Source organism: Algoriphagus aestuariicola (genome assembly GCF_017254835.1).
Lineage (GTDB): Bacteria > Bacteroidota > Bacteroidia > Cytophagales > Cyclobacteriaceae > Algoriphagus > Algoriphagus aestuariicola.
The window spans coordinates 66,858-85,803 of record NZ_JAFKCW010000001.1; the positions used below are offsets into that span (position 1 = coordinate 66,858).

Sequence of the window (18,946 nt, forward strand, 5' to 3'; positions counted from 1 at the left end):
ACCATGATTTCAAAAAAAACAACTCGCTTGCTCACCCTGGCCTGTCTCACCCTGGGTCTGACATCGCAGGCTTTTTCACAGGAAGTAGGGGCAAGCCCCGAATTTATCCAAGCCTTGACTTCCGAATGGAAGGGGGAGCGATTCCCCGATGGTCGGCCTAAAGTTTCGGATTCTATCTTGGAGCGACTAAAAAACATCTCCATCGAGGAGGCCTGGGGAGTACTTCGCAACAAAGGCTACAACAACCAGTACGAAGGCGACTGGCAGCTAATTTGGCCAGAGGAAGCTATGACTGGCCGGGTGGTCACCGCCCAATACATGCCCTTGCGGCCCGACTACCAAAACCAGATCAAAACCCAAGGTGTGGACAAAGAGGGGAGGTCGCCCAAAGGAGGGACCAACTCCTGGCCGATTGACATCCTGACCAATGGGGATATCTACGTGGCGGACGGCTATGGGAAAATTGCCGACGGAACGCTTATCGGTGATAACCTCGGCAACTCCATCTATGCAAAGTCCCAAAGGGGCGTCATTTTTTATGGTTCGGTCAGGGATCAGGAGGGCCTGTCGGAAATAAAAGGGTTCAACGCTTGGCACAAGGGGCAAGATCCTTCTTTTATCCGGGAGATGATGCTGACCTCGATCAATGCTCCCATCAGAATCGGTAGAGCTACGGTACTTCCAGGCGACGTGGTGTTGGCGAAGAAATATGGGGTGATTTTTATCCCGGCCCACTTGGTCGAAGACCTGGTGATTACCTCGGAAATCACCGGGCTGCGGGACGAGTTTGGTCATCAGCGACTTCGGGAAAAGAAATACCTCGCAGGTCAAATCGACTCAGAATGGACTGAGGAGATCAAAAAGGATTTTTTGAATTGGTTGGAAAACTACCCCGGTAAGCTTCCGATGACCAAGGCTGAGTTGGACAATTACTTTAAAGAGAGAAACTGGTAGCTGGACTTATCACCCGTTTTTTCCAAAAAACAAAAACCCAAAACAACTGACATATGAAAAACAGACTTCAAGAAATCATCGCCCAGCAGCGGGCGGAAGAGCAGCACTATGCCGCACAGCGAAAAGCGGAAATGGAAAACCCGCTCACCGGCGCTAATAGGAGGGACTTTCTAAAGAAAACTGCCCTGGGAGGCTTTAGTTTGGCAGCTCTGACTGGACTCACTTTTGAGGATACGATGGCAGAGACCACCCGCAATGTAAAGCGCGCCTCTGCCCCAGCGGATCTCAAGATCACCGACCTTCGCTACTGCGTCACCGCAGTCATGGGCAGGACTGCCATTATCAGAATTGATACCAATCAAGGGATTTATGGACTTGGAGAAGTTCGAGATGGGGCAGACCCTCGCTACGCACTTATGCTGAAGAGCCGAATTATGGGAGAAAATCCCTGCAACGTGGAGAGAATTTTTAAAATCATTCGCCAGTTTGGCGGTCCGGCAAGACAAGCAGGCGGCGTTTGCGCGGTTGAAATGGCCCTTTGGGATCTTTGTGGCAAAGCCTATAATGTCCCCGCTTGGCAGCTCTTAGGAGGAAGATATCGTGATAAAGTAAGACTCTATGCGGATACCCCCGAGGGGCGAGATCCGGAAGATCAAAAGCAAAAGATCAAGTACCGAATGGAAGATCAGGGATACACTTGGCTCAAAATGGACGTCTCCATCAATGAAATCAAAGATATTCCCGGCTGTTTGGTCAACACGGAGATTTTCAACAATGGGGGATCCAGTCAATGGCAGGGCGGATTCATGTCTTATTCTAATACGGCACATCCGTTCACAGGAATACAAATCACGGAAAAAGGCCTGGAAGAGCTCGAAAAGATCGTGCACAACGTCCGCGAAATGGTTGGCTATGAGGTTCCGATTTCGACTGACCACTATGGTCACATCGACATGAATAACTGTATCCGATTGGGTAAAGCTTTGGATAAATACCGATTGGCTTGGTTTGAAGACATGGTGCCCTGGCAAATGTGGCAGCAACACAAGGTCATTACCGACACCCTGGATACGCCAAATCTCACCGGAGAGGATATCTTCTTGTTGAATGGCTTTAAAGATTTGATCCACAACCGTGCAGTGGATATTGTTCACCCAGATTTGGCATCCAGTGGAGGATTGCTTGAAACCAAACGTATCGGAGACTACGCAGAGGAATTTGGAATTGCGATGGCGATGCACCAAGCTGGAACTCCGGTTTCCTTTATGGCCAATGTCCATTGTGCGGCTGCGACGCAAAACTTCCTCTCGCTCGAACACCATTCGGTGGATGTGCCGTGGTGGGAAAGTCTCGTGACCACTACAGGAGGAGACAAGCTCATCGACAAAGGCTATGCTCCCGTGCCGCTCAACGCACCTGGTCTTGGTATTGAGCTGAACGAAGAGGTAGTCAAAGAGCACCTGCACCAAACGGACAAGACATATTTCGCGCCGACCGACGAGTGGACAGAGAAGCGTTCCCACGACCGTACGTATAGTTGATTTATCGCTCACTCTCCGTCGGAATTCACCTGTTTTTCGGCGGAGATTATTTATCTTTTCTTCCACCCAAAATACCGCAGTCTTGAATTCTAAGCCCTATTTGTATTTTCTCTATAGCTCTTTCTTAGTCTTATTACTCGCTTTGCTTGCCTGGATGGGTGATTTCAACCCATGGGTTGGACCATTGCTCATCCTGTTTTTTGTCCTCCTGGGGATTGGGAGTAGGGGCTACGAGTCCCTAAAAGGCCTGACCTATTCGCTGATGATTTTAGCCGCGGTGACTATGGCCATGTTTTATCCGGCATTTTTTCAGGAGTATAAGGGATACAAATTCTCCAATCTGATCACTCCCTTGATTCAGGTAATTATGTTTGGAATGGGGACTTCCATGAGCATCAGGGATTTTGCCGGAGTGGTCAAAACACCACAGGCTGTTTTGATTGGCGTAGGTGCCCAGTTTTTGATCATGCCTGTGCTGGGACTTACGCTCGCATGGTTAAGTGGTCTTCCTCCCGAGATTGCCGCCGGACTGGTCTTGATCGGAAGTTCGCCGAGTGGCTTGGCCAGCAATGTGATGACCTATCTGGCGAAGGCGAATTTGGCGCTTTCGATCACATTGACCGCCGTGACGACGATGCTGGCACCGCTGATGACCCCTTTTTTGATGAAAATGCTGGCGGGAGAATTTATCGAGATTGATTTGGTGAAAATGATGTGGGACATCTTCAAGATGATCATCATTCCCATCGGCGCTGGCTTGATTTTCAACAAAATATTCAGAGGCAAATCAGGTTGGCTGGATAAAGCCATGCCACTTGTATCCATGATCGGGATCGGGTTGATCATCGTCGTAATCACGGCTGCGGGTAGAGATGCCTTACTCGACATCGGCTTGCTTTTGATCGGGCTGGTGTTGATCCATAACTTTTCCGGCTACGCGATCGGATATTGGTTTGCCAGGTTGTTCAGGATGAGTGAGAAAGACTGTCGTACCGTTGCCATCGAAGTGGGGATGCAAAATGCTGGATTGGCGTCTGGAATCGCCAAAGAGATGGGAAAGATCGCAACCGTTGGCCTGGCAGCAGCAGTATTTGGTCCGGTTATGAATATTTCGGGTTCGATACTGGCCTCTTATTGGCATAAGAAGGAGCCAAAAGAACGATAACTATTTTTTATAACGGTTACAATAAAACAATTCGGAGTTTAGTTATAGAAGTGGTTTTTCCATTTCCAATTCCTTCCTATGAATAAACATTTCCTATTTTTGGTTTTTTTCATCATTTCTTCAACCGCTTTTTCCCAAGTCCAGACCAACGCACTCAAGAAAGCTTCACGGCTTGAGAGAAAGGATACCTATCGAAAGCTGAGCGATGACGATGGCTTATTTTTGCAGCCTCAATTTGGCATGCGGTATGGTCAAAATCCAGATCCGCTTTTTTCGGGTTTGCAGGATCTAACCTTGTACTATGGAATGGGGGTTGGGTATAGAAAAGGTAATTTGTCCTTGGAATCGGGTCTTTCTTTATATCACCACACGTCCAGTGCGGTTTACTTTCCGATTTGGGAAAGAGAGGAATATGTGATGAATTCTGACTTGGCCGCTTTGGTGCTGCCCTTTACCTTTCGCTACGACATTCCAACCGGAGAAAAGGAGAATATCCGTTTGGGGGCTTTTCTCACCAGCAATTGCTCCTTGATTTTTCTGAAAGACGATGATTCACGAGCTGGGTCTATACGCGGTGAAGATGAAGAACTTAAGTATTCACTTTCGTCGGAGACTAAAAGTCCTTTTTTCTTTAAAACCGGAGTTCATTCCAAAATCCGCATGTTCAATTCGAGCTTTCTAAATCTTGAAGTAGGTCATTTTTTCGCTCTGGGTACCAACAGGCAGTACACGGTGGCTTTGGAAGATGCGCCGCCAAGGGAAATTTCGAGAAAGTGGGAGGGCATTACTTGGTCGGTAGGTGCTGTTTTGCCCATCGGCGTTTTGGAAGAGAAATTCCGGAAGAAAGAATGAAGTTTTGACGGTCTTGGAGGATTAAGGATTTTTAGTTGTAGGGTACCATGCTGGCTATTAGCTCATTCAATTTTACTGAAGAAATCCCCGAGCTGATGTCCGACATAGCATAGGGGATGATTAGGGTGTCTTGGTGGATCAGTCCGCCACAGGAATACACCACATTTGGGACATATCCCTCCCGCTCTTCCTCGTTGGGGGTGAGCAGGGGTTCTTCCAGCCGAGCGATCATCTTCGAGGGATCTTTCAGATCCAGCAGCACTGCTCCAATTGAATATTGCCTCATAGCCCCAACGCCGTGGGTCAAAACCAGCCAGCCTTCTTTTAACTCGATCGGCGAGCCGCAATTGCCAATCTGAAAAAACTCCCAGGGCAACTCAGGCTCCTGAATCATTTTTGCTGTGTCCCAGAAATGCATGTTGTCGGAAAACATGATGTAATTGTTTTCACCGTCCTGACGGGACAGCATCACATATTTCCCATCAATTTTTCTGGGGAAAAGTGCCATTCCTTTGTTTTGAACAGCTTTTCCGTTGAGTGTGAGGATGTCAAAGTTCAGGAAATCGGAGGTCACCAGCAGTTGGGGAAGGATGCGGATGCCGTTGTAAGCGGTATAGGTGGCATAGTAGATTGGTTCTTTGTCTTCTTCTATAAATCTGACAAATCGGGCATCTTCGATTCCTCTGTTTTCATTTTCTGAAAGCGGGAAAATCACCCGCTCGGAAATATCGTTTCGGGAGTCGAACCGGATAAAATAATTGGAGTCAGCCAGCCAATTGATGTTTTGCAAGATTTCCTTGTCTATTCCCTCCTTATTTTTTAACTGAAGGGATGAAATCCTGGTTCTTAACTCATCGAAGGTGAATTGGGCCGGCAATTTTTTGAAAACCCGGTCAATGGTATCACCATGAATTTTCATGCTTTTCAATTTAGTCTGAAACAAATGCGTGTCATAGGACTGGTCGTGCCGGATTGTGGGAGTTTCCAAATATTCGCTGACCGGATCGATCAAGAAGCTGCAGTCTTCTCTGAGTACACCGCTTCGGAATACAATTGAAGAGATATGACCTTCTCCGGTAGCTCTTAGACTCATGATGAATCTCAGGGCCCCACTTGCTAGGCCCGACTGATCGGGATGTGGCACCATCGAAGGATTAAATAACGCTGCGGATTCGATGGAATACTCCATGGTGAAAAACGCTCCGATCAGAAGTTGTTTCGTGGTGCTTAGCTGAGGCTCTTTCGTGATGTACCTGGAGATCTTGTCGTAATTTTCTCTAAAAACCGCCTCAATGTTTTTGTGTCTTGTAATGAAGTTGCCGTTAACCGAGTGGAGTATTTCGTCGGCTTTTTCTTCCGAAAGGTTGGCTACTCTGGCGATGATTTTTGGAATGCGAGCTATCTCCGGAATATGCGCTCGAGTGATTACCCTGGAGGAGTTTCGGATGATCTTGGTTCGGTTTCTTTTTACCAAGGGTTTTTTAGTTGGCATGGGTGATAGTTTTGTTTTGGTGAGTTGATTATTACATCCTGGGATTTTTGGAACAAGTCCATTTTTTTTCTTGCTGCCTGGAAAATGGTCAGCTCGGCAGCCAATCCGATTAGTCTATCTTTTCAATAGCTTACGGTATAGGCGCAGATAGTTGTCTGTCATTGTATTCTTACTGAATTTGGCAAGGGCATGGGTTCTGCAGTTTTCGCGCTTGATATGACTGAGGTTGTCCACTGCGGTGGCTGCTTCTTCTATAGTATTCACCAAGAAGCCCGATTGTCCGTCTTGGATCAGTTCCGGCATAGATCCGAGGCTGAAAGCGATCACCGGCGTGCCGCACATCATTGCCTCAGCCACACTGAGGCCAAACGGTTCACTGAAACTGATGGGGTGCAATAGAGCGGCGGCCTCTCCCAGCAGCTTGTTTCTTTCTTTTGGCCCCGAATTGCCCACATATACCACTGAATTGCCGTCAATGGATGGTTTTACTTTGCGGTCAAAATACTCCTGATCCTGGATCAGCCCTGAGATGATGAGTTTTCTCCCCGCTTTTTTTGCAATCTCAATGGATTCGTAGGTGCCTTTTTCCGGATGGATTCGGCCGAAAAACAGCAAGTAGTCCTGAGGTTTTTTCTGAAAGGTAAATTGATCCGGATTTATCCCATTGTACACTGTCCCTAGGTAATCCAGATCCGGATGGCGGTCGGAATTACTGATGGATACGAAGGCATTGGTACTGTTGTATTTTTTGTACACCGGGACGATTTTCTCCGAAGAAAAGCCGTGGATGGTGGTCAGCATCGGGGTCTTGATCAGACCGGAATAGGTGAGAGGCAGAAAGTCGAAATGGTTATGTATCAGATCAAATTTGCCGGCCTGTTCCATCAGATTACTGATATGGAGGCATTCCCAGACTTTGGGGTCTATCTCGGGGTTTTCAGCATAGCCTTCATGGGAGGCAGATTGAAGTTTGCCCGCTGTAATGGAGTTGCCGGTGGCAAACAGGGTAACGTCAATATTTTTTTTCACCAATCCCTCAGCGAGATTGGAGGCGACCTGTTCCCAAGGACCGTAGTTCAAAGGAGGCGTTCTCCAGGCAATTGGTGACAGAATGGCTATTCGCATGCGTTAGATTGGAAAGTGAAATTTGTCAAACAACTAGACAGACTAGCCGGTGGTAGAGTGGGGAGCCGGATCAAAAGGGAATTTTTGGATTTTTCGGTAGCGAGTAGCTTTCCTTTTGCGTTTCCAAAACCTACTCAATTTACCAGCTCTTTTTCTTCGATTCGTTCGAAAGCCTGCAAGACCGTCAAATAGGAAATCAGATAGGCCAGGGAGCTTTCAGCGCCTTGGTTTCGGTTGATGCCATAGCTTTCGAGTCCATCGCAGCAACCTTTGGTTTCAAAATCGAATAAGCTCATCCGGAGGTCGTTTTCTCCGAGAAACCACATGAAACAAGAAAACAACTTCCTGAGATATTCTTTTTCCCGGGTAATGTGGTAGGCCTGCTGGAACATCAAGATCATCGCCAAGGCATCCAAGGGCTGCTGGGCAAACATGGCTCTTTCCCCACCCTGCTTGTACCAGTTTTCATTGCCAATGATGGACAGATATCCGTCTTTCAGCGTGATCTCTGTTAGAAATTCCATCGATTGAATGCCAATCTGGGTTACTTTTTCATCATTCAAAAGCTCAGCGGAATGTAACAGTGCAAGGGGTAAGATTCCATTGTCATATGCAAAAAGCGATTCAAACCAAGGCCAGTCCGGTGTGCTGTTTCTTTCGTAATGCTCGATCAAAACTCCCGTCAGTCTTTTGAGAGTTTCTGTGATGGCGTCGTCCGAAGGGTTGGTTTTGAGGTAATAGCAGATCCCCAAGATGGTATTGGCGATGCCTCTGATCGACTTTATTTTCTCGAAATTGGGTACTGCATCGAAAAACACCAATCGGCCCGTTTGGTAATAGGCATCATTGGGCGCATTGGCCAATAAGTAACCCAGAGCCCAGATCGTCCTTCCAAAGGAATCTTCGGAACCGACTTCATCCAAAAAATCCCTGCTGAAACTGAGGAAATTCCGAAATGTTCCGTCTTTGTTTTGCATATAGTGGATGTAGCTCAGGTAGATAGGGGCCAATTTCAAAGCCTGTTTGTCCTTGGTCTGACAGTAAGACATGAGCACCATCAGTAAAGCTCTAGAGTTGTCATCCAAGCAATAGCCTTCCTTGAGGTTCGGGATGCCATATTTTGCATGCTGGATAATCCCAGTGTCATCGGTGAGCCGCACGATATGATCCAGGGAAAAGGGCGGAAGCAAAAGCGGGTCAATCAGAGTTTCCGGTTTGAAAATGACTTCAGGATTGGCTTTCAGCACCTCCTTCAGGAGGTTCAGGTACTTTTCACCGGACTTAGGCCAAGTGATGGTTCGTCCATAGTCGTATGCTTTTTTTCGGATTTGATTGAGATCTTTTGGATTGTCCAACAGTGAAAGGAGGATAGTTGAGAGTTCATCGGAATCGTTGAATTTGAAAAGCTTCCCCCTACCTTCTGCCAAAAGTTCCAAGGCATGCCAATAGGGTGTGGACACCACCGCCGAACCGACTCCCACGGCATAGGACAGCGTTCCGCTGGTAATCTGAGCTTCATTCAGATAGGGAGTAATGTAGATATCTGATGCAGATAGATATTTGAACAATTCCCTTTGGCCAATAAACTCATTCAGAAAAACCACATGGTCTTTGAGTTTATGGTTCTTCACCAACAATTGAAGGTAGGTCCGGTATTCTTCTCCGGAATGATAGAGCACATTGGGATGGGTTTTTCCCAAGATCATGTAGATGACTTCGGGATGTTTTTCGATCACCTTGGGTAAGGCCCGTATGACGGTTTCTATTCCCTTATTCCGGCTTAAAATGCCAAAAGTAAGCAGGAGTTTTTTATTGTCGAGTTTGAATTCTTTTTTGGAATCTTCCTGATTGAAGTGAATATCCGGGACGCCATGTTCGATGAATTCAATTTTTTCTCTGGGAACTCCATAAAGGTTGACCAAAAATTCGATGGCCTTATGGCTCATCACTACCACCCGATAGGCCATCTTGCAGATTTGCATCAAGACTGCCTTTTCGGTATAGGAACTTCTTTCCACGACCGTATGCAGGGTTACAATCAGGGGAATTTCCAGCCTGTGAAGGAGCGGAAGGATGTAGATGCCGTTTTGACCCCCAAAAATCCCAAACTCGTGTTCCAGAATACAAAGGTCCGCACCGCTTAAGTTGATGTATTTGACTGCCTCAAGGTAGTCGCGCTGGTGTTCCTGTCGGATGGTCAGCTTCACCTCTCCGGGATAGGAATAAGTGTTGTCATGATCATTCATGGCAACTACATAGCCTTCGAGGGGTTTAATTTCCGCACGTGAAGAAGTATTGGCAGTTGACGAATTGGGGATAATGGAGTCAAAAAGATTTTTGGTAAAAATCCCAATCCCGCATTCACGTGGTGGGTAAGTCCCTAAAAAAGCAATTTTCATTTCTTTTTAAGGTACGAAAAATAAACCGCATAATTTTCTCTGTGTCTTTTGCCGAAGAGAAGGGATCTATTTATAAAGGGATAAAATAGTACTAAAATGATTAAAGTCCAGACTTAAAAATCCTGTCCATCAGCACCCATTTTTCTCCGGGTTTTGCCCAAGGAATAGGCTGTTGGAACCCCCACATTAAATGCTCCCATTTGGCGATGATGGGGTTCGTGGCGTCCTGCTCCGCTTTTCTCTCAAAAGTGAATTCGTCGACCGTCTCCAAGATCATAAACATCCGGTTGCCGGTGCGGAAGATCTCGATGTTCAGGATTCCGAACTACGATTATTGGTCAAAGAACGCTCAAAAAGTATCGGTTGTCAGCCAAACAAATACCGAAAGACCTTAGACGGTAGAGTTCCTAATATTTCAGTGCCTACAAGCCTATGATTGTCAACGAAGATGTTTGACGAAATATTATTCTGCACATCTATTTATCTATTATTCTTTTTATCGGATAATGAATAAAATTTAGACGAATATTTACATATGTTATCGAATATGCAGCAGACTAAAGCGTAAATTTAATCAGAAGCCACATCTGCCATGAAAACCTACATTTTTTACTTACTGCTGGCAATCTGTACAATTACTACAACAGCCGCACATCAAACTGATGACAAATTTGCTTTCTTAAAATCAGACCGAGAAAAAGCCGATACGCTATTTCAGCTTGCTCTTGTACAGTTCAAGCGAGGGAAGTTTGACAGCACTAGATTTTTTCTAGACAAGGGCCAACCATTCGCTACAAAAACAGGTGACGACCAACTCATCGCCAACTATCTTATCCAAGAAGCCTATGTCTCTTTTTTCAAATTGGAATATGAAAACGGACTTTCATTACTGAGAGCTGCATCCCCCCATGCCGTAAATGCCAACTCGTATGAACTGAGTTATAAGTACCTGTATTTACTAGGCCGACTTTTTGACAACCTACATCAAACCGATTCGGCGTTGCTTTCCTATCATGAGCTGGAAGCTTTAAACAATCGGGAGAATCCCTACAAGAACTGGGCGGTGTACTACTCGATAGCACGCATGTACAAAAATGTGGAGGCCTATGGAGAATCGGAGCAGTATTTTTTGAAAGCCTATCAAATTACCAAACCTGTAGGCATCAGGATGGATCATGGAAGCTTGCTGAGCGAATTTGCAGATATGTACTTTCAATGGGAAAAACCTGAGCAGTTCGCGAATCTCTTGAATGAGCGGGCAGAAATGATGCAAAGCTCAAAACTCGATTTTTCTAAAGATCCGGTTCACAGTATGCTGTTTATTGATTGGAAGACAAAGCCATTGGACAGCAAAATCGCATTTATGAAAGCGGTAGAAGCGGAACTCAGAAACAATGGCCATAGCGTAAAGGCGTTGCTTGCTAACAACTACATCGCGAATTTCTACGAAGAAGCACAGCAACTGGATTCTGCGCTGGTGTACGTCAGGAAGAATCAGGATTTTTTCGAAAAAAGTAAGGATATCCACCAGTTTTATGCGAATTCATTGATCGCATATAGGCTATTGAAGCAAACTGATAGTGCTCAAGCTGCTCTCCGGGAAGCGGATAGGCTGTTTATGCTGAAGGACAGTATTATCCAGATGCAGCACAGGGAAAACTTGCTGGATCTTCAGGCAAAATACGAAACGGAAAAGAAGGAAAAGGATATCCTGATGCTCGGTGCTCAGAATGAATTGAGTGCTGTCAGGCTCGCAGAAGCCAAAGCAATCAAAGAGGCCCTAACAAGGGAAAACTTGTTGAAGGACTCTGTGGTGAATAGTGCCAGACAATACAATCGTCTACTAGCGAGCGAAAACCAACTCAAGAGTTCGCAACTTGCCAATGAACTTGCATTGAAGGAAGCTCTTTCTAGGGAAAATTATTTGAAGGAAATGCAGCTGGCGAAAGAAAGGAAAATCCGACTGCATTTGATTATTGGTGCTTCGCTGCTATTGCTGTCCGGTGTCTTGATCCTTGTACTGTATCGCAAGCAGACGGCAAAAAAACTGATCATCAAAAAACAGGCAGACCACCTTGAAGTGCTGATCAGGGAAATACACCATCGCGTAAAAAATAACCTTCAGGTTATTTCAAGTTTGCTTGATCTGCAATCACTGTCGATAAAGGACAGCAAAGCTTCGGAGGCGATCAAGGAAAGTCGAAACCGGGTTTTCAGCATGGCTCTGATCCATCAAAACCTATACAAAAAGGAAAACTTCGTCGGCATTGAAATGAGCGACTATATCGATAAGCTGGTACAGAACCTTTTCCACTCCTACAAGCCCGACGAAAATAGCGTTGAACTGGAAACTGATATCGATCCTCTGCTCCTTGATGTTGAGATGGTGATCCCCATTGGATTGGTCTTGAATGAATTGATCAGTAATTCACTCAAGTATGCGTTCAAAGACAATAACCACGGGAAGCTACAGATAGCTTTAAAGAGTTCTGAATCCGGCATTCTGTTGAAAGTAAAGGATAATGGAGTCGGCTTCCCTTTTGGAATGAATGTCTTTACCTCAGATTCTTTTGGCTATAAACTGGTAAAGGCATTTGCAAAAAAGCTGAAAGCAAAGCTGGAAGTGTTTAATGATAATGGTGCCTGTACCTTGCTCCATATTCGGAAAATGCGTCTTTCATAGGTCGGTTTCCGACACTGATTAAGGCCAGTTGGAATATCTAGGGGTAGTAAAGCGATTTTTCAGATGAGTGAGATTCAAGTCCTGATAGTGGAAGACGAACCTGTGATTGCAGCGCATATCGCCCACTACCTCAACAATCACAGCTTTAAGGTATGTGGAATCGCATATGATGACGAAGAGGCCAAAGCCATTTTAGAAACAGGAATTGCCGACGCAGCCATTCTAGATATCAATCTTGGAGGAGGAATGAATGGGATAGAAATCGCCGAATTGATTAACAAGAGGTATGCTATCCCCTTTGTTTTTCTCACTTCCTATGCGGACAAAGAGACTATAGAGCAGGCAAAATTGGTGAAGCCCTGGGGTTATATCGTCAAGCCGTTTAATGAGAATACAATAATGGCAACTTTGGAAATTGCTATTTCGAATTTTGCGCTTACTAACAATAAAGGCTTTCCGGATATCAGTTTGCAGGAGATAAACAGGCAACTCCAAAGCCATCTAAGCATCCGGGAATTCGAGGTTTTGATGCTGATCTATGACGGGAAAACCAATCAGCAAATCGCCGAGGAGCTTTTTGTATCGATCAATACCATTAAAAAGCACATCAATAATTTCTATCTGAAATTAGAAGTGGCGTCCAGAACTGCTGCTATCGCCCGATTGCGGGGGTTGATGAAGAAATAGTCATCGAAGGTTTCAAAGCCCGTTGTTTTTTCTGTCGTTTTCACGATTGCGGGATAATATCATCCAAAAGGATAAGAGAGCGCGCGCACTCATTTTTGACCTTTGGGATATAATTATTTTTCATCTTAAATATCAAGTGTTATGGCAAGTTGTCAAAGCGTCACCTCTTCACTCATCAAAGTGGCAGGTGACTACCTGGATAAATACCAGGATTTTAGAAAAGAAGCCGCGAAAGTATTCGTGGATACGATCATCCCCGGTACAGGGGCGTCCCAAGAGCAGTTGGAGAAATTAATTGATGGCGCAATAGATCTGCAGACCGATCTCCTGAAAAGCTATGGGAAAATAGCAGGAGGAAGCGGTGCTCAGATTGGCGCCCGAGATTTGGTGATTCCTACCAAAAAAGTAACCGGAACTTTAATAGTCACGGAGCGGACCTTTTTTGTTGCTCCTTCACCATTCGACAAAGTGATTGTAACGATCAAAAAAACTGATGGTAAGGCTGGAGCGGATATTTGTGTTTGTGCAAAGTACGCGAGCGGAGAGTATTTCAACAAAAAGGAAAAGTCAATTGACAAAGGGAGTGATTCGGATGGTGACGAAGCGAGATTTGTGCTTGCGGATATGGCAGAAAAGTTCACCACGATTCATTTGGTTCACAAAGGTTTTCCGACGGACAAGTTTGAATACACGGTGAAAGTGGAGGGAGAGTTCAACGAGGAAAAAATGAAGAAACTTGCTGGCCCAACTCCCATCAAGCATGGATCAGGAGCAATCAGGCCTGCGACAAAAGTGTAACAAGTGAGACTATAGAAGTCAGGCCAAAAACCAGAGATGAAAGCCAGCTATCCAAATTGGCTGGCTTTTTTCCTGAAATTTATTTCCCGTGCAAATCGCTAATAGCCCTAGCCGGACTACAAGCCAGATTTGAAAATCCGATCCATTAGCACCCACTTTTCCCCGGGCTTTGCCCAAGGGATAGGCTGCTGAAATCCCCACATCAGTTCCTCCCACTTGGCGATGATGGGATTTGCAGCGTCCATTTCCGCCTTTTTCTCAAAAGTGAACTCATCCACCGTCTCCAAAATCATAAACATCCGGTTACCGGTACGGAAGATCTCAATGTTCAGGATGCCACAGTCAATGTCGTGTTGGGTAACCTCCGGCCATGCCGCTCCGGGGGCGTGGTGTTGCTCATAAATGCGGATGGATTCGGGGTCGTCAATGAGGTCAAGGGTGAGGCAGAAGCGTTTCATGGAGGGGATTCTAAAATTGAAATATTGGAAAATTGGGATATTGCTGAGCCAGAAAGTTGCAAAGTTGTCGTCGCGCTAATTGGTACTTTGTACTTAATACTTTGTGCTAAAGTATTCCCGAAACGCCTTGATCGTTTGCTCCGCCGCCGCATCGGGATTTGGATAGGGGAAGGCCTCCGCGGACACATAGCCAGAATAGCCGATATTCTTGAGCGCTTCCGCGATCGGCGCCATGTCGGTATGGCCCATTCCCATTGGTCTTCGGTTGGAGTCTGCGAAATGCACATGTCCAATGTACTTTCCGAAATCCCGGATGGTCTGGGATAGATTTTCCTCCTCGATGTTCATGTGAAAGAGGTCTGCCAGCACCTTGACGTTGCGGGTCTTTAAGTAGGGCTGGAGGTTGTCAAAGACAAAGAGTTGATTGAAACCGTTGCACTCATACCTATTCAGCGGTTCTATAAGCAGTGGCACGCCCTCTTGGTCTGCCTGATCGCCAAGTTGCTCCAAGGCTTCGACAAAAAAGCCAAAGGCCTCTTCCATTTTAGGCCCGCTTCCCAATCCCCAGTTGCCCTGCATCGAACCAATAATCGCCGGTGCGCCAAATTTGGCTCCGAAGGAAATCATCTCTGAGATAAACGAAAGGGCATTTTTCCTGATCTCCAAATCGGGATCAGTCAGGGTGAGTCCATGGAGCACTTTTCCCGCCCCGGTACCCACAGCCGCGACTAGCAATCCGTAGTGATCCAGCCTTTGGCGCAGATGTTCGACATTCAAGTCATTTCCGGAGCGTGTGAAGAGTTCTACCCCGTCAAAGCCCAGTTCAGCGGCTTTTCGCAGGCTTTCCTCTAAGTCATGCCAATAGATCCATGGCCCGGAGCTCATGGTGTCAATCAAGTTGATGGTAACGGCAGATCGAATCATAGCTTATCGGTCAAAATCTATCATGATTTTGATAATTCCTTGTGGATTTTCCGACCAGGACTTTAGCGTTTCGGGGCCTTCGTCGATCGAGATGACTTTTGAGATAACTTCGTCGACGGGGAATTTGCCTTCCTCCAGATAGGAGATGACTTCCGGAAAATCCTCTCTTCCCACGCAGTTTCTGGACCCCAAGATTTCGATTTCTTTCTGCACAAATAGCGATGTGTTAAACTCCACGGGTGCCTTGGCGTAGCCGATGCACACCACCCGGCCTAGGAACGCGACTTCCTCAACGGCACTTCGATAGGTAAGTGGGCTTCCCACGGCTTCGATGATGACATCGGGACCGTCGCCATTGGTCAGCTCTTGGAGTTTTTCGTGAAGATCAACTTTGGAGGGGTTTATGGTGTGGGCTACGCCGATTTTTTTGGCGATTTCCAGTTTACTATCGTCGATGTCTATGGCAATCACGGTGGCTTTTCGGCTTACGGCCGAGGCGACTGCGCCGAGTCCCACGATGCCGCAACCCATCACTGCGACGGTATCTTCAGCACTGACCCGACCGCGGGCAGCTGCGTGAAAGCCTACAGTCAGCGGCTCTGCGAGGGCAAGTTCACGTAGGCTAAGTTTCTTGGAGATAAAGAGATCTTTCCAAGGCGCACAGATATATCGGGTCATGGCGCCAGGTCGACGCACTCCCATGGTTTTGTTGGTCTTGCAGGCATTGGGGCGGCCTTTTCGGCAAGCTACACAGTTGCCGCAGGCTAGATAGGGGTAAAGCGTGACTTGGTCGCCAATTTGGATGGTGTCCGGCACATCGGAGCCCAAGTCCACCACGGTGGCTCCGACTTCGTGACCGAGGATATTCGGATATTCCTGCAGCGGAAAAAGCCCTCTGAAGCCGTTCATGTCTCCACCGCAAAATCCGACCATCCCCACTTCCAGCAGGACTTCTCCTGCTTTGGGCGAGGGCTTTTCGATCTCGCGAACTTCTGATTTTCCGATTTCGGTAAGAAAAAGTGCTTTCATTTTTATTGACGATTTACGAAATACGATTTACGCGCTTTCCGGAAGTGTTTTGCCCCTTCCTCTTTGCAGCGTTCCTGCTTTTCCACCTGCATCTACTTACTGCTTACAAATTTTACCACTCACTTGAGTTTCTCGATACTTAGGTCTAGCTTCTTGTGTCTTGATACTAAAGTCTTGATACTTACATCTAGCTACTTGCCACTAAATATTGTTTTCCGCCTTTCCCTCAAACCACATGCGGTTTTTATAAGGTGCGACAAGCGCTTGAATTTTTTCCAACAATTCCGAAGGGATTTCAAAGTCCACCGCAGCAACGTTTTGCTTCACCACATTCAGTTCGCACATGCCTACAATCGTGGTCACGACATTCGGATGTTTCAACGCATAACGTAGCGCCACATCGCTTAGACGGACGCCATAGCTCTTGCAGAGCTCCAACATAACCGGTTGCAAAGCCTTGACCTCGTCCGGGGATCGGTGCCAAGGCGGCAAACTCCCGTCGGAGAGTATACGCTGCATCAGCGGCGCTGCATTCATCAGCCCGAAGCCCATCTCCTTCGAAAGAGGTACTAGTTCGTCGTTGATCTCATCTTCCAGAAGGTTGTAATGCCCCCAGGAGAGTACCGTGTCGGGATTGGTTTCTCTGGCGATTTGGGCGAGATAGCGAACTGGCAGACCGGTGATGCCCCAGAAACGGGCTTTTCCGGACTTTAGCACTTCCTGAATTGCGGGGACAGCTTCTTCAAGGATGATCCGTTTATCCACAAACTCAATGTCGTGTAACTGAAAGAGGTCGAGGTAATCGGTTTTCAGCCGTGTGAGGGATTCGTCAATACTCTGAAGGATTTTTTTTCTGGAGAAATCAAAGTCCTGTAAACCATATCTACCGCATTTACTGGCCAGGATGATGTCTTTTCGCGTTCCCTCTAGGGCTTTTCCCAATCGGCTTTCTGCTAAAGTCAAACCATAAAAAGGCGACACATCGAAGAAATTGACTCCATGATCCAGTGCGTAATGCACCGTCGAAATTGCCTCGCTTTCGTCCACAGGGTCAAATACATTGCCCATGGGAGAAGCTCCAAAACCAAGAATGGAGACTTCCAGGCCTGTTTTTCCAAGTGTCCGGTACTGCATAGGTTAGTAAATTGGGTTTTTGAGCTTCAGAGGACAAGATAAAAGAATTTCGAGAAGTCTTTGTCCTGTATGCTTAATTGTCGGGTGACCAAAGACCTACGTCGTACACTGCCCTTGGAACTTACTAGCGCACGTTGGCTATTGATTGTCAAAAAGGATTTATCACCTACAGATTATTCCCGTTCAGAATAGTTCCATCTTTTACAGTCTTGAGATAGGTGATGGCTTTGCCGTCTTCGCCGACTTCGCAGACGCGATAGCAGGGGAAAGGATTACCCCAGCTGCCTCCAAAGTGGCCGGACCAAAGGAAGGGCTTCTTCTTGTAAAGCATAATTCCGTCTACGTCGTGGTCATGGCCATGGAAGGTCGCGCGGAGATTTGGATAGCTGGCGATCAGATCAAGCATCTCCTCGCAGGCGATACCATGTCGGGTCCAGTCGTTTTGGGAGATGTGGACAAAAAGAAAGACATGGGAAAGGTCTTTGTAGGATTCCAGTTTTGATTTCAGAAAACCAGTGTCCGCGCAGAGGTACTCTCCCTTTTCATTGGAAGAGCTGGATAGTATGATCCCGTGGTTTTCCTTGCTGATCCAGCCAAAATTGTCCGGCCGCCCCCAGGTTTGCTGCCAAACTTGATCCGAAACCCGGTCATGGTTACCTCTTGTAGTGTAGTAAGGGACAGGCAGTCGGTCATATACCTTTTTCACCTCCGGCATCCACTTGGGATCGTCGTGGATCAGATCTCCGTTAAAAACCACAAAATCGACATTTTCCTCTTTGTTGATCGCTTCAATCAATTGGCTATGGGAAGTTTCAAAATCTGTGTTGGGTTGTCCAAAATGTCCGTCCGAGGCGGTGATGAATTTGAGACGGGTGGCTTTCGGGAAGTCCATCTTCCCGTAGGAGATAAAAGGTAGAGTCATTAGCGAGGTGCCAAGGAGGCTGATTTTTTGGAGAAAGGGGCGTCGATGCATACCGTTAAGTTATAGAATAGGCTTTGAAAATGGAAGGTAGGTATTGGGTCTCAAAGCCCTTTGCATGTTGAACGCGTTTTCCTCAGTCATTGCTTCGACACTTGCTTCTGGTCACGATGGGGTAGTGTTCACCCTTTGAGGAGTTGGCAAACCTAAGCGGTGGTCCAAATTTTTGATATGGACCACCGGTTAAGAAGGGCTAAGCGAGGGTCCGGTAGCCGTAAATCTTGTGATAGTTTACATAGGAGACAATCAGGATACCCAGTATGATTAGGGGCATGATGGTCTGAAAACCCATGCCATCCACTACCCAGTGGCTGATGCAGGCGAAGATAAAGTCAAAGGCAAATCCCGCATACACCCACTCCTTGACCCGCTTGGGAAGGCTGGGGATCATGATAAGAACGGATCCTGCGATCTTGAACACGACCAGTGCGAGGCCAAAGTAATCGGGATAGCCCAAATGGCGAACGCCTTCCTTGCCGAGCTCAGACTGAGAGTAGAGAGCGGGCATCACACCCTCAAAAAGGAAGATGAAGGTCGTGGCAGCCCAGTAGATAATAACAGTGGATTTGGATGGTTTCATAGCTTTTGTTGATTCGTTTGACCAAAATTAGAACCCTCAAAAGCAAGCAAGCGACACCAATCCCGACATTCTCAATGGGGTATTACGACAGGGCCAATTACAGGCCAAAGTCATTGGGGCTTGAACTCACAGCGTGTGACCAATTG

At 46.6% G+C, this 18,946-nt stretch carries 16 protein-coding genes and 1 pseudogene; 7 read left to right on the forward strand and 10 right to left on the reverse strand.

Annotated features, from left to right (window positions below; genetic code table 11):
• Positions 1–3 precede the first annotated feature (3 nt).
• From J0A67_RS00280 to J0A67_RS00295, 4 genes are all read left to right on the forward strand, one after another.
• Positions 4–954 carry an RraA family protein gene (locus J0A67_RS00280; protein ID WP_206567273.1) on the forward strand — a complete coding sequence of 317 codons (951 nt, stop codon included), beginning with the start codon at positions 4–6 and terminating at the stop codon, positions 952–954.
• 53 nt (positions 955–1,007) lie between these two features.
• Positions 1,008–2,495: a mandelate racemase/muconate lactonizing enzyme family protein gene (locus J0A67_RS00285; RefSeq protein ID WP_206567274.1), complete on the forward strand. Its 1,488-nt coding sequence runs from the start codon at positions 1,008–1,010 to the stop codon at positions 2,493–2,495.
• A gap of 154 nt (positions 2,496–2,649) precedes the next feature.
• Positions 2,650–3,660 (forward strand): bile acid:sodium symporter family protein, encoded by a 1,011-nt coding sequence (locus J0A67_RS00290; protein WP_206568593.1) that lies wholly within the window; start codon positions 2,650–2,652, stop codon positions 3,658–3,660.
• Between the two features lie 78 nt (positions 3,661–3,738).
• On the forward strand, positions 3,739–4,512 hold the full coding sequence (locus J0A67_RS00295) for a hypothetical protein (RefSeq protein WP_206567275.1): 774 nt from the start codon (positions 3,739–3,741) through the stop codon (positions 4,510–4,512).
• Positions 4,513–4,543: 31 nt separating this feature from the next.
• Here the strand turns inward: J0A67_RS00295 and J0A67_RS00300 are convergent, their stop codons facing one another.
• From J0A67_RS00300 to J0A67_RS00315, 4 genes and pseudogenes are all read right to left on the reverse strand, one after another.
• Complete coding sequence (locus tag J0A67_RS00300) at positions 4,544–6,004, reverse strand: glycoside hydrolase family 130 protein (protein WP_206567276.1); 1,461 nt, start codon at positions 6,002–6,004, stop codon at positions 4,544–4,546.
• 114 nt (positions 6,005–6,118) lie between these two features.
• Entirely contained in the window at positions 6,119–7,129 is a 1,011-nt protein-coding gene (locus J0A67_RS00305; RefSeq protein ID WP_206567277.1) for a glycosyltransferase family 4 protein, read from the reverse strand.
• 134 nt (positions 7,130–7,263) lie between these two features.
• Positions 7,264–9,528: a glycosyltransferase family 4 protein gene (locus J0A67_RS00310; RefSeq protein ID WP_206567278.1), complete on the reverse strand. Its 2,265-nt coding sequence runs from the start codon at positions 9,526–9,528 to the stop codon at positions 7,264–7,266.
• 100 nt (positions 9,529–9,628) lie between these two features.
• A pseudogene (locus J0A67_RS00315) lies at positions 9,629–9,850 on the reverse strand (L-rhamnose mutarotase); the annotation flags it as partial.
• 270 nt (positions 9,851–10,120) lie between these two features.
• Between J0A67_RS00315 and J0A67_RS00320 the strand changes: the two are divergent.
• The 3 genes from J0A67_RS00320 (at position 10,121) to J0A67_RS00330 (ending at position 13,696) form a co-directional block, all read left to right on the forward strand.
• Positions 10,121–12,211, forward strand: a complete 2,091-nt coding sequence (locus J0A67_RS00320; RefSeq protein ID WP_206567280.1) for a sensor histidine kinase — start codon at positions 10,121–10,123, stop codon at positions 12,209–12,211.
• Positions 12,212–12,274: 63 nt separating this feature from the next.
• Entirely contained in the window at positions 12,275–12,898 is a 624-nt protein-coding gene (locus J0A67_RS00325; protein WP_206567281.1) for a response regulator, read from the forward strand.
• 141 nt (positions 12,899–13,039) lie between these two features.
• Complete coding sequence (locus J0A67_RS00330; RefSeq protein ID WP_206567282.1) at positions 13,040–13,696, forward strand: hypothetical protein; 657 nt, start codon at positions 13,040–13,042, stop codon at positions 13,694–13,696.
• A 116-nt stretch (positions 13,697–13,812) separates the two neighbouring features.
• Here J0A67_RS00330 and J0A67_RS00335 read toward each other — a convergent pair whose 3' ends face one another.
• From J0A67_RS00335 to J0A67_RS00360, 6 genes are all read right to left on the reverse strand, one after another.
• Positions 13,813–14,154: an L-rhamnose mutarotase gene (locus J0A67_RS00335; RefSeq protein ID WP_206567283.1), complete on the reverse strand. Its 342-nt coding sequence runs from the start codon at positions 14,152–14,154 to the stop codon at positions 13,813–13,815.
• Positions 14,155–14,247: 93 nt separating this feature from the next.
• Positions 14,248–15,078, reverse strand: coding sequence for a sugar phosphate isomerase/epimerase family protein (locus J0A67_RS00340; RefSeq protein WP_206567284.1), 831 nt, complete (start codon positions 15,076–15,078; stop codon positions 14,248–14,250).
• Positions 15,079–15,081: 3 nt separating this feature from the next.
• Positions 15,082–16,107, reverse strand: coding sequence for a zinc-binding alcohol dehydrogenase family protein (locus tag J0A67_RS00345; RefSeq protein ID WP_206567285.1), 1,026 nt, complete (start codon positions 16,105–16,107; stop codon positions 15,082–15,084).
• 201 nt (positions 16,108–16,308) lie between these two features.
• Complete coding sequence (locus tag J0A67_RS00350; RefSeq protein WP_206567286.1) at positions 16,309–17,241, reverse strand: aldo/keto reductase; 933 nt, start codon at positions 17,239–17,241, stop codon at positions 16,309–16,311.
• A gap of 166 nt (positions 17,242–17,407) precedes the next feature.
• Positions 17,408–18,214 carry a metallophosphoesterase family protein gene (locus J0A67_RS00355; protein ID WP_206567287.1) on the reverse strand — a complete coding sequence of 269 codons (807 nt, stop codon included), beginning with the start codon at positions 18,212–18,214 and terminating at the stop codon, positions 17,408–17,410.
• A gap of 199 nt (positions 18,215–18,413) precedes the next feature.
• Positions 18,414–18,800 carry a DoxX family protein gene (locus J0A67_RS00360; protein ID WP_206567288.1) on the reverse strand — a complete coding sequence of 129 codons (387 nt, stop codon included), beginning with the start codon at positions 18,798–18,800 and terminating at the stop codon, positions 18,414–18,416.
• Between the last annotated feature and the right edge of the window lie 146 nt (positions 18,801–18,946).